Below are 17,671 nucleotides of genomic sequence, written 5' to 3'. Positions count from 1 at the left end.
GTAGGCCAGCATCACCGGCAGCGCTCACTGGTTTAACAGTCGCATAAAAACACTCCGAAACTCTCGCTGATAAACGTCATCATACGAACAGTCATGCAATATCAGCATGCCTGGCAATGACGCTTATCGCTTTCCGAATCAAGCGGCGGCTTTCCTGCGAGGAAAGGAGTCGGTTGGTACCTCCTGAACTGGTACCGTACGCCGCGCTTGCCGAGGAGTGGAGCACGCGCATGATCGCTCAGGCCCCTGAGCGTTCCCCCGAGGCATGGCGGCGTGTGGCTGCCATCTACGGCATCGAGTTCTCTCACGAGATCGCCGACGCCCCCGCCCCTGTCTCCTCGGAGGCCGGAAGGGATGCTGCCGCGTGAGCACCGTCCCTCCGTTCTCCTCTGACATCCTGGCCGCCGTACAGCGTGCAGCCATGCCGGACTTCACCCGGTGGCAACGCATGGTGTACGCCACTGGCGGCTGTGCTCAGCCCGTCCGGCTCCACGGCGAACGCATCACCGTGGACGCCGGGACAGGTGAGGTCCTGGACGTCTACCGGACCGCCGACGAACCCACGGGTTTCCTACTGACCGCGTGCGGCAACCGCCGCGCATCCCGCTGCCCGGCCTGCTCGGCGACGTACAAAGACGACACCTATCACCTGATCATCTCCGGTCTCCGGGGCGGCAAAGGCGTCCCGGAGGATGTGAGCGGCCATCCTCGCGTGTTCGCCACCTTCACCGCTCCGTCCTTCGGCGCGGTCCACGCCCACCGGGAAGGGAAGGACGGCAAGACCGTGCCCTGCCGTCCCCGGCGCGATGTCCCCGTGTGCGAACACGGGCGGCTGGAAAGCTGCGGCGCACGCCATGACCGCGATGACCCCCAGGTCGGACAACCGCTCTGCCTGGACTGCTACGACTACCAGGGGGCGGTGCTGTGGAACGCCCACGCGGGCCAGCTCTGGCGGGAGTTCACCAAGGCCATGCCGTCCGTCTTCGCCCGCCTGCTCGGCGTCATCCGTACCGAGCTACGCCGGACGTTGCGGCTGTCATACGCCAAGGTCGCTGAGTATCAAGCGCGCGGCCTGGTCCACTTCCATGCTGTGATCCGCCTCGACGGACCGGAGGGGCCTGCGGACCGACCGCCGGACTGGGCAACGGCCCCCTTGCTGGACCGCGCGATCCGGCAGGCTGCCGGACAGGTCGCCGTTCCCGTCCCAAGCCGTTCTCCTGGCCCTGTTCCCGTTCTGGGCTGGGGCGATCAGCTCGACGTCCGACCGGTCTACGTCTCCTCGGACCTGGGCGGGGTCAGTGATCAGCGTGTGGCGTCCTACGTGGCCAAGTACGCCACCAAGGGCGCGGAGTCAGCCGGGACGGTAGACCGTCCGATCCGCAACATCTGGGACATCACCAGTCTGGACGTGACCGAACACGCCCGGCGTATGATCCTGACCTGCTTCAGCCTGGGTGAGTTACCCCAGTACAGGGACATTCCCCTGCGGCGTTGGGCTCACATGCTCGGCTACCGGGGGCACTTCTCCACCAAGTCCCGCCGCTACTCCACGACCCTGGGCGATCTTCGGCAGGCACGGGCCGACCACCGCGCCGAACAAGCCCGGCTGATCCTCGGTCTCCCGGAGCGGGACGACAGGGAAACGATCACCTTGCAGGACTGGCGTTATGCCGGGAGCGGGCACCGACACGGCGAAGCCTTCTGGGCCGATAACGCCCGACAACACATCGTCACCGCACGCAAGATCGCTCGTGAACGGGAAGACAACAGAACCGCCGCTGCGGAATGTCCACCTCTTTGAACTGGGCAGGCAGTTATGGTGGAGAAGCCGCGCGACTGCGAGGGGAGTCGGTATGACCGGACACGACTGGAATCCTGACCTGGCGCACACCGATCGCAGCGAGCACACCGGGCAGCGGATAGCCAGGGTACGGAAGCTCCGCAACCTCAGCCAAGAGGGCCTGGCCACGCTGGCGAACGTCTCTCGAAGTCTCATCGCCAAGGTTGAATCCGGCTCGAAACCGGCAACCCCTTCCCTCGTCGCCGCTGTCGCGCGGGCCTGCTCCGTGGACCCGGCAGAGATCAACGGCCAGCCGTATCGAGGCACCGACAAGCGCAGCGATGCCGTTCACGCAACGATCCCCGCGATCCGGATGGCTTTGGCTTATGTAGATGTCGCGCCCGAGTTGGATATGCCTCCTCGGACACTCGATGAACTGGCTCTGGAGCTCGTCAGGCTTCAGAAATTCCAGAAGGCCGCATCGCATATCCGACTTGGCGCTCTCCTCCCTGCGGTCCTGGAAGAGCTCACCGTGCAGGTCATGGAGTCGGATGCTCCTCGTGCCTGGCGTCTGCTCAATCGCGCCCAAAGCCTCGCTGGCTCCCTGGCGCGTCGCCTCGGCTACCACGACCTGGCACAGGTCGTGGTGGAACGGACATCTGTCTCTGCCCAACGCGCCGAAGATCCTCACCTACCTCACTTGGTCAGCCTGGGGCGGGCGCGGCTGCTGATGACGCTTGGCTCATGGGACGTCGCGCTCAAGATGATCAAACAGACTGCGGGCAAAGTCGATCAGGACAACCCGGTGTCAACGGAGGTCTTCGGCTCGCTCCATCTCAGCGCGGCCATTGCCGCCGCACGGGCAGGGAAGGTCTCGGACGCCTGGGAGCATCACGGGACCGCGACTGAGGCGGCGGCACGGGTCAATCCAAGAGATCGGCGTGACCCGTACGGTCTGCAGATGAATCCGGGCAATGCCGCTATCCACGGATGTGCGGTGGCCGTCGAACTAGGTGATTCCGATCAGGCGATACGGCTGGACCAAGGAGTTGATCTAGCTCGGGAAAAAGTCACCGACGAGCGCCGGGCGCACCACGAGTTGGACATGGCACGCGCTCACCTATGGGCTAACGATCATGACAAGGCGCTCAAGCGTATGATCGCTGCCGAGCGGACCGCACCGCAGATGACGCGCTTCCATCCCTCGGCCAGGGAGACGGTACGTCAGCTTGTGCGGGTCCACCGGAGAGTTCCGGAGCCCCTGCGGGTCCTGGAAAACCGCATGTCCCTCTAGGACAGCTTGTCAAGGGGTCTGGTGTACACAACATGTGCACACCAGACCCCTTGACCATTTCTAAGGTCACTGTGGCAGCGAGAACTACGGTCCTCGCCGCCCGAATCTGATGGTTCCGACCTTGGAGGCCAGGTGACACAGCACACGGCAACGGCTGAATCTCCAAAGGCAATCGATGAAGCCACAGCGGAGAGCCAGGACAAGGCGTTGGCCGTCGTACAGCGGCTTCTCAAGGAGCGGGGGATCCGCGCCCGGTGCCATCACACGATCAGTCTCGGGCTTTTCGCCAACCGCGCCGATGAGGTCACCTGGCCCAACCGGCCTCTCCGATGCTGGCTGGACCGGCACCCTCCTGAGCTGGCTGTCATCGGTTCTCAAGGCGGCTACGACGTCACGGTGACCATGGGGCCGCGCTCCGGCTCCTACCTGGTATCCCGACGCACCGACCCTGAGCCGCAGGTCGTCAGGCGCGAGCACCCGGAAAAGGTGGTCGACCTGATCGCGGAAAGCATGTCGTGACGGTGCTGGATGAGTGCCTGAGCCCGCACGTGGCCATGCTCCAGCGTGATCACGTGCGGCTGGAGTGGCGCACGCCGTACCCGGTGCTGGAGCGGGCGCGTGCGGTGGCCTGGACGTGCTTCTGCCGGGCGACGGTCTACGAGCTGTGCGAGGGCGGCGGGCGGGCGTTCATCCGTCGGACTGTCCAGCTCGACGGTAAGCCTGAGGTGCATGAGACCTCTGTCCGGCCGATCAATGAGACTCGGGCGATCTGGACGGGACTGCTGTCCGGTAGAGCCCGGTAGAGACGGGCGTGGCGGCGTGAATCCAGCCGGAGGGACGGCGTCGCCACGCCTGCCAGGAGTCAACCGGGTGACTCCTGGCCCATTCCTCCCCCGTCCTGGCACCGGCCGGTCTCGTGGCCTGGCTGAGGCTCGACTCCGTCCTAGCGTGCCCCCACACGCGCTGGTGCACTGTTGCCCCCACAGCGTGCACCGACGGAGACGGCACACGCTCAGGGATACGAGCACGTCAGGCAGCCGAGGGCGGGGGAGGAACCGTCAGCGTCCCTGGCGCACCATCGACGAGAGCGGAGCGGCCGGCGCCAATGCGGAGCACCCCGAAGGGGCCGCGTAGCGGTTGGGGCCGGTGGTCGGAGCGGCGGAAAGCAAGGAACAACCCCCTTGCTCATCCTGGATAGCTCATAGACGAGCATGAGTAGTCCGCTCCTGGTGAGTCCTCGTGATCGCTCTAAGAAACCTGCTGGCGGGCATATGGCGGGCCTGCAATGAGTGAACTGTCCCCGGATGTTCGGTGGGCTGGTGCTGAGGAACGAAGCGCCGGACCGTCGATCGCCCCCGACCCCGTACGGAGATCAGCCACCATCAGGCGATCGTGAGGGCGTTGCCGACTGCCTGGATGATCACAATCCCGACTGCTTCCGGTACGGATTTGCGGCAGTGCGTGGGTGGTCGGCGCGGCGGTTGGCTGCGGCGGGCGGCCTGGTGCGGCGGGCGGCGGGGTCTGACCGTCCGCGTGGCGCGGGCGCGGGCCGGGACCGGCCGCCAGGGCCGCATGCCCGGTCCCGATGTCCGCGCGGCGCGGGCGGGCACGCCCCGCCGTGCGGCGGCGCGGAGCGCTGCCGCCTTGACCCTGTAATGAAACTCGTCGCCGATCATGGTTCGTAGTCTCTGGATGATCACGCTCCCGATGCGGCATCGAGGGCATCGAGACACCACCTACGCACGTCAAAGCCCCTCGGCTCATCTCCTGAGCGTCGGGGCTTCCTAGACTGGGCTGAAACTGCATCTCGTTAAAAGCTTGCCTGGAGGCATGTTCTTCAAGTAGAGGGTCAGGAAGTACGGCAGGGCGTTGAACGTGGCCCCGAAGAGCAGGGTGATGGCCATCGATCCGCTCAGGCTGCGGTTGCCCAGCAGGCGCAGCGGCATGAGGGGGTCACGGCTGCGGGCCTCGATGACGAGGAAGGCCGCCAGCAGCACGGCGGCGAGGGCGAAGCCCACCAGGATGACCGGCGAGGTCCAGCCGGACTCGGGGCCCTGGATGAGCGCGAAGGCCAGCAGGGTGACCCCGGCGGTGACGGTCACCGCGCCGGGCAGGTCGAAGCTGCGGCCCCGCTGCCGCGCGCCGTCGGCGGGGATGAGCGGGTAGGCGAGCAGCGCGGCGCCACCGGCGAGCGGGATGTTGACGTAGAAGACCGCCTCCCAGCCGAAGGAGTCGGTCAGCACCCCGCCCAGCAGTGCCCCCAGGGACAGCCCACTGGCCCCGGCGCCGCTCCAGATCGCCAGTGCCCGGTTCCGTTCGGGGCCTTCGGCGAAGAGGGTGTTGACCAGCGACAGGGTGGCGGGGAAGAGCAGCGCACCGCCGAGCCCCTGCACCGCACGGGCTGCGACCAGCAGGCCGGAGCTCTCGGCGAGCCCGCCGATCAGCGAGGAGACCGCGTACAGCAGCAGGGCCGTGACGAACAGGCGCCGGCGTCCCAGCAGGTCGGCCGCCCGTCCGCCGAGCAGCAGGAAGCCTCCGTAGGTGACCGCGTACGCGCTGGTCACCCACTGCAGGGTGTGGGCGGAGAAGCCGAGGTCCCGGCCGATCTCGGGGAGGGCGACGAAGACGATGTTGAAGTCGAGCGAGGTGATGAGCTGGGCGAAGGCCAGCAGGGCCAGGGTCCGGCCGACATGGCGGCGCCGGGTGAGCGGCTGGGACGGAGAGGGGGACGGCATGGCCACCTTCACATTGTTCGGGAAATACGAACAGTTGGACAGTTCGGGATACTCGTACAAAGCAGGTCGCGCCGTCAAGTTCGACTCTTCCGTACAATCGCCCTATGACCGCCCTTCACCCGTCCAGCGAGCAGTTCCAGCTCGAAGCGGTGCTGGCCGCGCTCGGCCACCCGATCCGGGCGTCGATCGTGCGGGCCCTGTCCTCCGGCGAGGAGAGGTTCTGCGGCGCGATAGTCCCCGACGTGCCCAAATCGACCCTCACCCACCACTGGCGGGTGCTGCGCGAGAGCGGCGTCATCCGGCAGCGCCCCTCCGGCCGCAAGCTCTACATCACCCTCCGCCGCGACGACCTCGACACCCGCTTCCCCGGCCTCCTCGACCTGCTCCTGTCCGACGAGACCTTCGGCAGGACGGCCTGGCACGCCGCCTCCACCGGCTGAGCGCCCGCCACCGTCCCGGCAGCCGACGGAGAACCGTGAGACAGCCAGAAAAAGGGGTGAAACAGAAGCGCGGGTCCGGACAGGTGTAGGTGACGAGTCCCCTCCGGAAGGCAACAGCGTGGGCCCCCCTGACCCGAAGCAGCGCTTCGAGGAGATCTACAACGCGCACTACCCGGATCTCCTCGCCTACGTACGGCGGCGCACCGGCTCCCCCGACGACGCGGCGGACGCCATCGCCGAGACCTTCACCACGGCCTGGCGCCGGATGGGCGACATCCCCGACGGGCACGACGCGCGGCTCTGGCTGTACGGCGTGGCCCGGCGGGTCCTGTCCAACCGGCGGCGGGAGGAGAACCGGCGGACCGCGCTGGCCGTACGGCTCCGCGCGGAGCTGGCCGTCTGGGCCGAGAGGACCGTGGAGGAGGATCCCGACGGCGTCCGCCGGGCCTTCATGCGCCTGAGCCCCGACGACCGGGAGCTGCTCTCCCTGGTCAGCTGGGAGGGGCTGAGCAGCCAGGAGGTCGCCAAGGTGCTGGGCTGCTCGCGCGGCGCGGCCCGGCTGCGGCTGCACCGGGCCCGCAGACGGCTCGCCAGGGAGCTGGACTCCGGGGGATTCGACATGGCCAGATACGGCTCGCGCGCGGTCGCGCTGGCGAAGGGACAGCTGTGATGAACGACGTCGACCGCCTCGTCGCCGGGATCGTCCCCGACCCCGGCCCCGGCATGACCCCCGGCGCCAGGGAGCTGTTCGACGAGATCACGGCGGTCCCGGCCGTCGCGCCCGGGAGGCGGTGGCCGCGCCTGACCTCCGCCCGTCCCGCCGCGCGCGGACGCTCTCAAGGACGGTGGAACCGCCGGTGGTTGAGCGTGCCGGCGGTCGCCGGACTCGCCGCCGCGGCCATGATCACGGGCTGGGTGCTCCCCGGCGGCTACGGCACGGCTCCGGCCTCCGCCTCCCTCGACATCAAGCGGGCGGGCGGCTACTACGTCATCACGGTCAAGGACCTCTACGCCGACCCGAAGATGTACGAACGCGAGCTCAACGCCCGTGGCCTCGACATCAGGCTCCTGCTCGAACCGACCTCTCCGAGCATCGCCGGCCGGATGTTCGTGATGAGCGGAGGGGTCGAGGGGCTCCGGCAGGGACGGACCGTACCCGAGCAAGACTCCATCCGGACCATCGAGGCTCCGGGGCCCTGCAGCCGGTTCGGGGGCTGCCCGATCGGCCTGAGGGTCCCGGTGGACTTCAAGGCGAGAGGCGAGATCCTCCTCGGCCGTGTCGCCCGTCCCGGCGAGCGCTACACGATGCCGCCCGGCATCGACACGCCCGGTGAGCCGTTCCACTGTGTCGACTACGTCAACAAGACCGTCGACAAGGTGCGGGCGATGCTCCGGCAACGCGGTGTGGAGCCGGAGTTCACCCACTACGGCGCCAGGAAGGGCGAGAAATTCTCGATGCCGGGCGGCTGGTACGTCCACGACGGCGTGATGAGCGCGGCGGGTGAGGCGCTCCTCCTGGCCGGCCCCACGGCGAACGACGCCCCCCGGCCCAGGAGAGCCTCCTGCCCCAGGGGTTCCTGAACCCGGGCGCCAAGGGTCCCCGCCCTCGGGCCGTGCCCTCTGCCCGGCCAGGCCGTGCCCTCTGCCCGGCCGGGCCGCGTCCTCTGCCCGGCCGTGCCCGGCACCCGGTGAGCGCGTCCGGCCCGCGCCCCTGACGGCACGCCTCCGGCCCCGGCACGCTCCGCCGCCCGCGCCCCTCCGACCGCCTTTCCGGCCCGCGTGACCTGAGCGGTCGCCCCTCACCCGCCACGAGCTTCCAAGCGCGGCGAGCGGGGAGTCCCGGCCGCCGGAGTCGCCCCGTGCGCCATGCGCTCTCCTCCGCATGCGCGTTCCCCCGCCACGCCGCGTGCTCTCCTCCGCATGCGCCGACTCCCGCCACGCCGCGTGCTCTCCTCCGCGCGCGGGTCCCCTCCACGCCATGCGTTCTCCTCCGCATGCGCCGACCCCCACGACGACGATCGGATCCGGCGTGCTCACAGACCTCCACCCGGCGGCCACCTCCCGGACCCGCCGCGCCCTCGGCGGCCACCGCCTGTTCGCCGTGGTCCTCGCGCTGGCCGCGGCCCTGCGCGTGGTGACGATGCTCGGCTACCGCCCGGCCCAGCTCTACTGGTACGACTCCTTCACCTATCTGGACACCGCGGTCCACCTCAGGCCCTCGGCCACCTTCCACCCGATCGGCTACCCGCTCCTGCTGCGGGCCCTGTGGCCCTTCCACAGCGTCGAGGTGATCGCGGCCGTCCAGCACGCCATGGGCCTCGGGACCGGGCTGCTGATCTACGCCCTGCTCCGTCGCAGGTCGCTGCCCGCCTGGGGCGCGGCGCTCGCCACCGTGCCCGTCCTGTTCGACGCCTCGTTCCTGCGGCTCGAACACGCCGTCCTGTCGGACACGCAGTTCGTCTTCCTGGTCGTCGCCGGGCTCACCGCCCTGATGTGGTCGCCGGGGCTGTCGACACGGGCCGCCGCGGGGGCGGGCCTGCTGTTCGCGGCGGCCGCGCTCACCAGGACGATCGCGCTGCCCCTGCTCGTCCTGGTCCTGCTCCTGCTGGCCGTACGGCGGGTCGGATGGCGGCCCCTGGTGGCCACGGCGCTCGCCGGGACGCTGCCGCTGGCCGCCTACGCGGGGTGGTACGACCACCACCACGGCAGGTTCGCCCTCAGCGGCGCCGACGGGGTCGCGCTGTGGGCGCGCACGATGACCTTCGCCGACTGCTCGGTCGTCAAACCGCCGCCGGACCAGGCGAAACTCTGCCCCAACGGGACGGTCGTGGACGCGGCCTCGGAGTATGTCTGGGCCCCCGGCGCCTCGCTCAACAGACTCCCGGGCGACCGGTTCGGCCACAACGAGCTCGCCCGCTCCTTCGCGCTGCGCGCCATCGCGGCCCAGCCGTTCGACTACCTCCGCGAGGTGGTGAAGGACACCTCACTGGCCTTCGCCTGGACCCCGGTGGCCCACCCCAGGCGGGTCACCCCGGCCTTCGGCTTCGCGCACGGGAGCTGGTCGCTGCCGGCGCAACCCCTGATCGACGAGGTGAAGCGGGAGTACGACCCGGGCATCCGCGGTCTCTACTCGGTCGAGCCGTACGCCGACCTCCTGGTCGCCTACCAGTACCCGGCCTACCTGCGCGGCCCGCTGCTCGGCGCGATCCTGCTGCTGGGCGCGGCCGGCGCGGTGCTGCGGCGCCGTACCGTGCTGCTGCCCTGGGCGGTCGCGGTCGGTCTGCTGGTGGGCCCGGTGGCGGTGCTGGACTTCGACCATCGCTACGTCCTGCCGGTGGTCCCGGTCGCCTGCCTGGCCGCCGCGCTGGCTATTCGAGAGCTCGTACGGCCGACGCCTCCTGCGTCTCGGGCTCGGCGAGCACGGTCCGCGGGATGAGCACGACCGCCGTCGTCCCCCCGAAGGGGGAACGGCTCAGGGTGACCTTGATGCCGTGGCGGGCGGCGAGCTGGCTCACCACGAACAGGCCGAGCTGCTCGCTGTCGGCCACGTCGAACTCGGGCGGGGTGGCGAGACGTTCGTTGATCCCCTCGCGCTCCATGTCCTGCAGGCCGAGGCCCCGGTCCTCGATCTCGAGGACGTAGCCCCGCCCGACGGTCTCCCCCCGGACGTTCACCGGGGTGGTCGGCGGCGAGAAGACGGTCGCGTTCTCCAGCAGCTCGGCCAGCAGGTGGGTGACGTCGGCGGTGGCGGAGCCGGTCAGCCTGGCCTCCGGCAGCGGCGGGACGACGATCCGCTGGTAGTCCTCGACCTCGGCCACGGCCGCGCGGACCACGTCCATCAGGGAGACAGGGGTGCGCCAGGTGCGGCCGGCCGTGGCTCCGGAGAGGATGACCAGGCCCTCCGACTGCCGCCGCATGCGGGTGGTGAGGTGGTCCAGCCGGTAGAGGTCCTCCAGCGCCTCCGGCTGGGTGGTCTTGCGCTGCATGGAGTCGAGCTGGACGAGCTGGCGCTGGACCAGCGACTGGTTGCGCCGGGCCAGGTTGCGGAAGACCCGGTTGAACCCCTGGCGGAGCCGGGCCTCGCCCACGGCGGCCTCGACGGCCGTGCGCTGCACGGTGGAGAACGCCCGGCCGACGTCGGTGATCTCCAGGGTGGTCCCGGTCGTGGGGATGGGCGGCGCCTCGGTCTCCACGTTCACGGACTCGCCCTTGCGGAGCCGCTCGACGACCTGCGGCAGCCGCGCCTCGGCCAGGTCCAGGGCCGCCAGGCGCAGGCTGCCCAGCTCCTCGGCGAGCCCCCGGCCGAGCCTGGCCGACAGGATCATCGCGCCCAGGATCGCGGCGAGGCCGAGGCCGCCGGCAATGATGATCTTCGCGATGATGCCGCCCGCGGCGTCGTCGGCGCGGTCGTTCAACAGCTTGGCCCGGGTGATCAGGAGCTGGTCCATCTCGCCGCCGACCTCGGCGGCGGCGGCCTGCCAGGAACCCCGGTCCCGGGGGAGCCGCGAAGTCTCGATGATCTGCTTTTCGAACTCGGTGATCCGCCCGTGGCGGGGGGAGCTGAGAAGCTCCTCGAAGGGGCCGCGCAGCTCACCGTCCAGCACCGCCATGCCCTCGCTGAACAGCAGCCACCGGTTCGGCGCGATCACCTCGATCGCCTCGTACTCGTCGTGGGTCAGCGCGCCGGCGAGGACGGCGCTGGAGATCAGCGAGTCCTCCCTGGACATGAGGTCGCGGGCGTGCGCGATCCGCTGGAGCCCGATGGCCTGCTGGTAGAGCCCGATCTCCGGCACGGTGACGAGCTTGTCCTGGAGCCGGTAGATCGTGTCGGTGATGCGGCTGAACGCCTGGACGGCCTGGAGCCGGCTGGAGACGCGCCCGTCGACGTCCCGGCGGATGGCGCGCAGCCTGCCCACCTCGCCCATGACCTGCTTGATCGACGCGTCCAGCTCCGGCCCGATGATCGAGGTGGCCTCCAGCGAGGTGACCCGCGTGCGGAATTCGCTGACCGCCTTGTCCGTCCGCTCCCGGACCTCGGAGAGCTCCTCGGGCTGGGAGCCGGACTTGCTCAGCGCGGCGGCCGAGAACTTGCGCTCGTTCTGCATCTCGGTGGTCAACGCGATGGCGGGCGCCGACACCCGGTCGTAGAGCGTGGTGGCCTGGCGCAGCTCGAAGAGGTCACCGACGAGATAGCCGGTGACGAACGTCCAGAGTGCGATGAGCGCCACGATCGGGAGGCTGAGCAACGCATACAGCTTGAAGCGAATGGTCCGGGTTGCCATGACTCATGCCTGCCATATCGACGACCGCAATACCGACAAATAGTGCGAAAGATCGGAGATTAACATCCAACGGTGGCCGCTGTCCGCTGATCCCAGATCAGCTCGCCTCCGACGGCCGTCGCGACGCAGCGTCCCGGCCCCTCCTCGATCAGCGTCCGGTACGGCTCCCGCGCCGGGGAGACGTCGAAGACCGCGAAGTCGGCCGGTCCGCCGGGAGCGAGCCCCCCGGCGATCCCCAGGGCTCGGGCCCCGCCCAGCGTCGCGGCCTCGACCAGCCGCCGGTCCAGGTCACCGGCCCGGTAGCCCTGCCGTGTCGCGAGATCGCGCAGCAGCGCCACGTCCTCCAGCAGGTCCAGCGACGGCGAGGAGGACAGGGAGTCGGTGCCGACCGCGATGGGGTTGCCCTCGGCCAGCAGCGCGGCCACGTCCGGGGCCCGCGTGCCGACCGTCCGGTTGGAGCGGGGGCAGAGCGCGACGGCGGTGCCGCGCGCGCGGAGCAGGGCGCGGTCGGCGGCGTCGAGGTGGACGCCGTGCGCGACGTGGCACTCGGGCCCGAGCACGCCGAGCCCGTCCAGGAACGCGGTGGGCCCGAGGCCGGTGCCGCCCTCGCGCAGGATGGCGAAGTCGAACTCCAGCTCCCTGACCATCTGGGCCAGCGGCCCGGTGCCCGAGACCGTGTACTCCCGCTCGTGCGCGCCCTCGGCCAGATGGATGTGCCGGCGCAGTCCCCGGGCGCGGGCCAGCCCGGCCACCTCCCGCAGCGCCCCGGTGTCCAGCGTGTACGGCGCGTGCGGGGAGACGCCCATCGGCACCCCCGCCGCGTCGAGCATGGCCGCGAACCGCTCCCGCCCCGACTCCGCCCAGCTCGCGTCGGTGTCGCCGAGCGTCTCCAGGTACGGCAGGCCGCCCAGGCCGGCCTCCCGCAGCGCGGTGGCCGCGGGGAGGTCGGTGACGACGTCGGCCGCCGCGGTGGTCCCGGCGCGCAGCGCCTGCCGGGCGCCGTCGAGGGCACTGGCCGCCCAGTCGATCGCGGAGCCGTGGTAGACCTCGTCGAAGGCCGTGGACCACTCCTCGAAGGAGGCGTAGACGCGCTGCCCCACCTCGGCCATGTGCGTGTACTGCAGGTGGGTGTGGGCGTTGACCAGCCCGGCGACGATCGTCCCCGGCCAGCGGGTCTCCTCCCGGCCCGGCCACGCGGCCAGGACCTCCGCGCGCGGGCCGAGCGCGACGACGCGGCCCCGCCGTACGGCCAGGGCCCCGTCGCGGACGGGCGGCGCGCTGACCGGCAGGACCAGCGGCGCCGAGTGGATCACAGTCGGCGGCGCGGAGTGGGTCGCAGCAGGTGGGGCGGGGTGGGACGCCGCCGGCGGGGCGGGGCGGGTCACGGCGTCCACACCTCGCCGAACGGGCCGAAGACCTTGGCGGCGGTCATCGCCGCGGCGAGCGCCAGGAAGCCGCCCATGACCAGGTAGTCGGTGCGGCCGAAGCCGAGCTCGCGCATCCAGGTGCGGTGCTTGGCGCCGAAGCCGCGCAGGTCCATGGCGTTGGCGGTGTCCTCGGCGTCGATCAGCGCGTTCACCGTCACCGGGACGACGACGGGCTTCAGCGAGGCGAGTTTCCTGAACGGGTTGCGGCTGCGGCTGTGCTCGTAGCCGCGGACCCGCTGGGCGTCGATGGTCTCGCGCATCGAGGCGACCGTGGACGGCAGGAACCGGAAGGTCAGGTCCACGCCGTAGGCGAGGCGCTGCGACAGGCGCAGCCGCGCGAAGGCGGTGCCGAAGTCGGAGGGGGCGATGTCGAAGGCCACCGGGAAGCTGACCATCGCCAGGGAGACGTAGCGGACCAGCAGGGTCAGCGCGTACGACAGGCCGGCCCAGGTGATCTCCGTCCCGGCGAGCGGGATGGTGAACAGCGTCTCCCCGTCCCCCGAACGGGCATCCGTCGCGGTGAAGACGCTGTTGACCACCACCAGCACCGTCGTGAAGGTCAGCATGAAGATCCAGTTCGCCCTGACACCGCGCCACGGGATGCCCGCGGCGCGGTAGTACACCAGGGCGACCACGGCGCACAGGATGATGCCCCGCAGGTCGGCGACGTTCACCACCGCCACGAGATAGAGCACGGGGACCAGCAGGAGCACGCGCGGGTCACGGCGCGCGAGGAAGGAACCCGCCCCCAGATAACGTGGCGTGACGTCCATCGCTTACAGGCCCGCCCTCTTGGCCAGCGGCTCCCAGGCGGCGTCCAGCGCCGGGACGAGGATGACGACCGCGATGCCGTTGGCCAGCAGCGCCGGCAGGTAGTTGATGAAGACGAAGGTCTCGAAGTCGACCCCCAGGAGCCAGATGTCGGTGACCACGAAGAGCAGGCCGACCGCCGTCGCGAGGAGCGCCCCGAGCGCGGTGACCAGGTGCCGGACGGTCTCGTTGGAGATCGGCGGGATCACTGTGAAGATCAGCGCGGCGAGCGCGCCGACCAGGCCGTTGGCGACGCTCCAGTTCCACCAGAGCAGGCCCGCCCCCTGGATGAGGTCGATGACGATGTTGCCCACGCAGCCGACGAAGAAGCCGGCGATCACGCCGAAGCGCTTGCCGAAGAACGGCACCAGCGCGAACGCGGGACGGACGGCGACGCTCTGGGTCCCGGGGATGACGAAGCTGAACAGGCCGAGCACGGCGTACAGAGCCGCGCCGACGGCGCCGAACACGATCGTCCTGGAGTTGAGCCTCCACGGGGAGTGGCGCGGTGACAATGCCTCTGTACTCACGAAGGGGGGATTCCTTCCGGGTGGGGGATGAGGCGGCGCGCGAGGTCGAACGGGTGGGGTATCCCTCCCGCGCCATGGACGTGGTCGCGGATCGCCCGGACCAGGCTGGTCTGCCGGAGCCCCGCGCGGGACCAGATGTCCGCGTCGTGGGCCAGTTCGGCGGGCGGCGCGTCGGCGACGACCCGTCCCCCGTCGACGACGACGATCCGGTCGGCCGAGGTCAGCGCCAGGTCGACGTCGTGGGTGATGAAGTAGACGCTCTCGACGGCGCCCAGGACCTGGGTCATGAACCGCGTGGTGGTGTGCAGGTCCTGGCCGGCGGTGGGCTCGTCGAGGATGAGGGTGCGGGGCCGCATGGCCAGGGCCAGGGCGACGGTGAGGCGGCGCTGCTGGCCGAAGGAGAGCGTGCGCGGCGAGCGCTCCATGACGTCGGCCTCGTCGTCGAGGAGCATCGCGCGCAGCGCCTCCTCCGAGACCCGCCGGATCTCCTCCTCCGGCCGGCCGAGGTTGCGCGGGCCGAAGGCCAGCTCGTCGCCGACGGTCGCGCAGAACAGCGCCTGGCCGGGGTTCTGGAAGACGTATCCGAAGGTGGTGGCCAGCTCCCTGGTCGAGCGCTCGGTGACCGGCGCGCCGTCCACGTGGACGGTGCCGCGCAGCGGTTCGAGGAGCCGTACGGCGGCGCGCAGCAGGGTGGACTTGCCCGCCCCGTTCCGCCCGAGGACCGCGACCCGCTCGCCGCCTCCGAGCGCCAGGTCCACCCCGTTCAGCACGGCCCGCCCGCCGTACCCCAGCGAGGCCCCCCGGTAGTCCAGCCTCGCGGCCGTGTCCCGGCCGTCCCGTACGGCGGGCCCGCCGGGCCGCGCGGCGGGCGGCTCGGCGGCGTGGCCGGGCCGCGTGAGACCGGCGGGCGCGTCGGGCAGTTCGGCGGCGCGGGCCACCAGCGTCTCGAAGGGCAGCTTCACGTGGGCCACCGGCGCCGAGGCCAGGAAACCGGCCACGTCCCCGGCGTAGCCGCTCCGCCCGCCCTCCAGGTAGAGGACCTGGGTGGGCGCGAACCGCAGGATCTCCTCGACCCGGTGCTCGACGACCACGGCGGCCCCGCCCTCGTCGACGAAGCGGCGCAGCTCGCGCATGAGCCGCAGGCCCGCCGCCAGGTCGAGGTTGGCCAGCGGCTCGTCCACCAGGACGGCCCGGGGCCGCATCACCAGCACGCCGGCGAAGGCGACCAGCTGCAGCTCGCCGCCGCTCAGCTCGGCGGTGGCCCTGCCGAGCAGGTGCCGGATGCCCACCCGGTCGGCCACCTCGCCGATCCGGCGGCGGATCTCGGCCCGGGGCAGGCCCAGGTTCTCCGGTCCGAAGGCCAGCTCGGCGTCCACGGTGGTGCCGACGATCTGCTTGCGGGGGTCCTGGAGCAGGGTGCCGACGATGGTGGACAGCTGCCTGACGCTCTGCTCGGCCACCGGCCGCCCACCGACCAGGACCTCACCGGTCACCTCGGTGCGGTAGGCGTGCGGGACGAGCCCGTTGAGCAGCCGGAGCAGGGTGCTCTTGCCGCCGCCGGAGGGGCCGCTGACCAGCGCGAGGTCGCCGGGGCCCACGGCGAGGTCGACTCCGGCGAGCACCTGCCGCCCGGTGGTCTGGTAGCGGACCGAGGCGCCCCGCAGCTCGATGATCACAATCCTCTTTCCAGGAAGTCGCGCTGGCGCGCGGACGGCGTGTCGAGACCGATCCCCAGCGCGCGCAGCTTGAGCCGGGCGACCCGCTCGTCCAGCTCGCCGGGCATGAGGTGGACGGCGGGCTCCATCGCCGGGCCGTGGGTGACCAGGTGCTCCACGGCGAGCGCCTGCACCGACAGCGAGAGGTCCATGATCTCGATCGGGTTGCCCTCGGCCGCCGCGCAGTTCACGCACTCCCCCTCGGCCAGCACGGTGACGCCGGGCGGCACGTCGCCGGTCTCGACCTCGTCCGGCACACCCCCGGCGACGGCCACCACGGCGCCGGGCCGCATGGCGCGCAGGTGCTCGCGGGTGACCGTGTGCGCGACGCCGGTCGCGGAGAACACCAGGTCGGCCTCCGGGCAGGCGTCGAGGAGCGGGACGACCTCGAAGCCCTCGTGGTGGGCGCGCAGTGCCGCGAACGGCTCCACCTCCGTCACGACGACCCGGGCGCCGAACGCCCTGGCGTAGCGGGCCACGCCCTGGCCGACGTAGCCGTAGCCCGCGACCACGCAGACGGCGCCGGCGAGCTGGAGCCCGGTCAGGTCCAGGGCGGCCAGCACGCAGGACTGCCCGGTCCCGTGCACGTTGTCGAACAGGTATTTCGAGCGGGCGTCGTTCACGGCCAGCACGGGGATCCGCAGCTCGCCCCGGCCGGCCATGACCCGGAGCGGGTGCAGGCCGCTGGTCGTCTCCTCGGCCGCCCCGAGCAGCCCTCCCAGGAGATCGGCGGCGTGCGCCAGCCGTACGACCCTTGAGCCGTCGTCGGCCAGCACGTCGAGCCCCTGACGGAGCATGCGCAGCGCGGAGTCCCGGTCCTGCTCCGGCGAGGCGTCGGAGCGGGCGAGCACGGCGACGCCCTCGGAGACGAGGGCCGCCGCCACGTCGTCGGCGACCTCGCTCGCCGGGCAGGTCACGATCACCTCGGCCCCGGCGTCCCTGAGCGTCAGCGCCAGGTTCGCGGTCTTGGGCTCCAGCACGAGCACCAGGCCGACCCGGCGCCCGGTCAGGTCGAGCTCGCCGGCGATCGCGTTCAGCACCGGCATGGACCGGCGTGCCCAGGCGATCCGCTCCAGCCCGCGTGCCTGGAGCGAGGCGTCCCTGATGTCGGCTAGCACGCCATGTCCAGCACGAACACCTCGCGGTCCGGGCCGAGCCGGTAACCGGTGATCCCGTCGCGGACCCGCGTCCCCGGCATACCCGCCAGGACGCCGGCCGCCCCGGCCGGGCGGCCGTCCACGCCGGTCCGGGGCCCGGCGCAGGCCAGGATCGCCCCGTCCCGCAGGAGGGGCAGGTGCGCCTCGGTCGCCCCGATCACCAGGTCGGCGACCGCCACCGCGTCCTCCTCGGCGAGCACCCGGTGGCCCAGGAGCGCCGCCGCCGGGTCGGTCAGGAGGGTCTGGGCGCCCATCGCCCGCAGGCAGGCGGCCAGCTCCGGCTCGTGACCGATGACCGCCACGCGCTTGCCCGCCATCAACAGGTTGGTGAGCCGGAGGATGGTCTGGACCGCGGCCTGAGCCCGGCGATGTCCGTTGTTCATGACCCCTCATCCGACTGTTTTGCAAGATCCGATTAAAGGGGAGATCCACACCCAGTGACAATGCTCTTGAGCGGATAAACGGTACCGATGAGCGGACAAACGGTACCGATCAGCCCGG

The 17,671-nt window shown here is 70.9% G+C and carries 17 protein-coding genes; 9 read left to right on the top strand and 8 right to left on the bottom strand.

Annotated features, from left to right (window positions below):
• The first annotated feature begins 116 nt into the window (after positions 1-116).
• The 5 genes from J2S55_RS20030 (at position 117) to J2S55_RS20010 (ending at position 3,877) form a co-directional block, all read left to right on the top strand.
• Positions 117-368: a hypothetical protein gene (locus J2S55_RS20030; protein ID WP_306863177.1), complete on the top strand. Its 252-nt coding sequence runs from the start codon at positions 117-119 to the stop codon at positions 366-368.
• A complete protein-coding gene (locus J2S55_RS20025) occupies positions 365-1,801 on the top strand; it encodes a replication initiator (protein ID WP_306863176.1) in 1,437 nt (478 codons plus the stop codon). Before J2S55_RS20030 ends, J2S55_RS20025 begins: the two co-directional genes overlap by 4 nt.
• Positions 1,802-1,853: 52 nt before the next feature.
• A complete protein-coding gene (locus J2S55_RS20020) occupies positions 1,854-3,074 on the top strand; it encodes a helix-turn-helix domain-containing protein (RefSeq protein WP_306863174.1) in 1,221 nt (406 codons plus the stop codon).
• A 132-nt stretch (positions 3,075-3,206) separates the two neighbouring features.
• Positions 3,207-3,593 carry a hypothetical protein gene (locus tag J2S55_RS20015; protein ID WP_306863172.1) on the top strand — a complete coding sequence of 129 codons (387 nt, stop codon included), beginning with the start codon at positions 3,207-3,209 and terminating at the stop codon, positions 3,591-3,593.
• Positions 3,590-3,877 (top strand): hypothetical protein, encoded by a 288-nt coding sequence (locus J2S55_RS20010; protein ID WP_306863169.1) that lies wholly within the window; start codon positions 3,590-3,592, stop codon positions 3,875-3,877. The genes J2S55_RS20015 and J2S55_RS20010 overlap by 4 nt, the downstream gene beginning before the upstream one ends.
• 981 nt (positions 3,878-4,858) lie before the next feature.
• On the opposite strand, the gene J2S55_RS20005 is transcribed toward J2S55_RS20010, so the two are convergent.
• A complete protein-coding gene (locus J2S55_RS20005) occupies positions 4,859-5,809 on the bottom strand; it encodes an MFS transporter (RefSeq protein ID WP_306863166.1) in 951 nt (316 codons plus the stop codon).
• A gap of 104 nt (positions 5,810-5,913) precedes the next feature.
• Between J2S55_RS20005 and J2S55_RS20000 the strand changes: the two genes are divergently transcribed.
• The 4 genes from J2S55_RS20000 (at position 5,914) to J2S55_RS19985 (ending at position 9,685) form a co-directional block, all read left to right on the top strand.
• Positions 5,914-6,249, top strand: coding sequence for an ArsR/SmtB family transcription factor (locus J2S55_RS20000; RefSeq protein WP_306863163.1), 336 nt, complete (start codon positions 5,914-5,916; stop codon positions 6,247-6,249).
• A 118-nt stretch (positions 6,250-6,367) separates the two neighbouring features.
• Entirely contained in the window at positions 6,368-6,919 is a 552-nt protein-coding gene (locus tag J2S55_RS19995; protein ID WP_306863160.1) for an RNA polymerase sigma factor, read from the top strand.
• Entirely contained in the window at positions 6,919-7,830 is a 912-nt protein-coding gene (locus J2S55_RS19990) for a hypothetical protein (RefSeq protein ID WP_306863157.1), read from the top strand. Before J2S55_RS19995 ends, J2S55_RS19990 begins: the two co-directional genes overlap by 1 nt.
• Positions 7,831-8,278: 448 nt before the next feature.
• The gene (locus tag J2S55_RS19985; protein WP_306863156.1) at positions 8,279-9,685 is read left to right on the top strand and encodes a hypothetical protein; all 1,407 of its coding nucleotides are present in this window, start codon (positions 8,279-8,281) and stop codon (positions 9,683-9,685) included.
• Here J2S55_RS19985 and J2S55_RS19980 read toward each other — a convergent pair.
• Genes J2S55_RS19980 through J2S55_RS19950 form a run of 7 tightly spaced genes read right to left on the bottom strand, consistent with a single transcriptional unit; the run spans position 9,618 to position 17,553 of the window.
• Positions 9,618-11,531, bottom strand: coding sequence for a sensor histidine kinase (locus tag J2S55_RS19980; RefSeq protein ID WP_306863154.1), 1,914 nt, complete (start codon positions 11,529-11,531; stop codon positions 9,618-9,620). The genes J2S55_RS19985 and J2S55_RS19980 overlap by 68 nt on opposite strands.
• A gap of 59 nt (positions 11,532-11,590) precedes the next feature.
• Positions 11,591-12,916: an amidohydrolase family protein gene (locus J2S55_RS19975; RefSeq protein WP_306863152.1), complete on the bottom strand. Its 1,326-nt coding sequence runs from the start codon at positions 12,914-12,916 to the stop codon at positions 11,591-11,593.
• A complete protein-coding gene (locus J2S55_RS19970; protein WP_306863150.1) occupies positions 12,913-13,731 on the bottom strand; it encodes an energy-coupling factor transporter transmembrane component T family protein in 819 nt (272 codons plus the stop codon). Before J2S55_RS19970 ends, J2S55_RS19975 begins: the two co-directional genes overlap by 4 nt.
• 3 nt (positions 13,732-13,734) lie before the next feature.
• On the bottom strand, positions 13,735-14,298 hold the full coding sequence (locus tag J2S55_RS19965) for an ECF transporter S component (protein ID WP_306863147.1): 564 nt from the start codon (positions 14,296-14,298) through the stop codon (positions 13,735-13,737).
• Positions 14,295-15,974 carry an ABC transporter ATP-binding protein gene (locus tag J2S55_RS19960; RefSeq protein WP_306863144.1) on the bottom strand — a complete coding sequence of 560 codons (1,680 nt, stop codon included), beginning with the start codon at positions 15,972-15,974 and terminating at the stop codon, positions 14,295-14,297. The genes J2S55_RS19965 and J2S55_RS19960 overlap by 4 nt, the downstream gene beginning before the upstream one ends.
• Positions 15,971-17,131 carry an adenosylhomocysteinase gene (locus J2S55_RS19955; RefSeq protein WP_306863141.1) on the bottom strand — a complete coding sequence of 387 codons (1,161 nt, stop codon included), beginning with the start codon at positions 17,129-17,131 and terminating at the stop codon, positions 15,971-15,973. The genes J2S55_RS19960 and J2S55_RS19955 overlap by 4 nt, the downstream gene beginning before the upstream one ends.
• The gene (locus tag J2S55_RS19950) at positions 17,125-17,553 is read right to left on the bottom strand and encodes a Rossmann-fold NAD(P)-binding domain-containing protein (RefSeq protein ID WP_306863139.1); all 429 of its coding nucleotides are present in this window, start codon (positions 17,551-17,553) and stop codon (positions 17,125-17,127) included. Before J2S55_RS19950 ends, J2S55_RS19955 begins: the two co-directional genes overlap by 7 nt.
• Positions 17,554-17,671 lie beyond the last annotated feature (118 nt).

The sequence above is a fragment of the Streptosporangium brasiliense genome (assembly GCF_030811595.1).
Taxonomy (GTDB): domain Bacteria; phylum Actinomycetota; class Actinomycetes; order Streptosporangiales; family Streptosporangiaceae; genus Streptosporangium; species Streptosporangium brasiliense.
Note: the sequence above shows the minus strand (reverse complement) of the source record. Positions and strands in the feature narration are given on the sequence as shown.

Excerpts from the sequence above, each read along its gene's own strand:
- J2S55_RS20005 (WP_306863166.1), bottom strand. The coding sequence starts at position 5,809 with ATGCCGTCCCCCTCTCCGTCCCAGCCGCTCACCCGGCGCCGCCATGTC.
- J2S55_RS19970 (WP_306863150.1), bottom strand. The coding sequence starts at position 13,731 with ATGGACGTCACGCCACGTTATCTGGGGGCGGGTTCCTTCCTCGCGCGC.
- J2S55_RS20000 (WP_306863163.1), top strand. The coding sequence starts at position 5,914 with ATGACCGCCCTTCACCCGTCCAGCGAGCAGTTCCAGCTCGAAGCGGTG.
- J2S55_RS20030 (WP_306863177.1), top strand. The coding sequence starts at position 117 with ATGACGCTTATCGCTTTCCGAATCAAGCGGCGGCTTTCCTGCGAGGAA.
- J2S55_RS19950 (WP_306863139.1), bottom strand. The coding sequence starts at position 17,553 with ATGAACAACGGACATCGCCGGGCTCAGGCCGCGGTCCAGACCATCCTC.
- J2S55_RS20020 (WP_306863174.1), top strand. The coding sequence starts at position 1,854 with ATGACCGGACACGACTGGAATCCTGACCTGGCGCACACCGATCGCAGC.
- J2S55_RS19980 (WP_306863154.1), bottom strand. The coding sequence starts at position 11,531 with ATGGCAACCCGGACCATTCGCTTCAAGCTGTATGCGTTGCTCAGCCTC.
- J2S55_RS19990 (WP_306863157.1), top strand. The coding sequence starts at position 6,919 with ATGAACGACGTCGACCGCCTCGTCGCCGGGATCGTCCCCGACCCCGGC.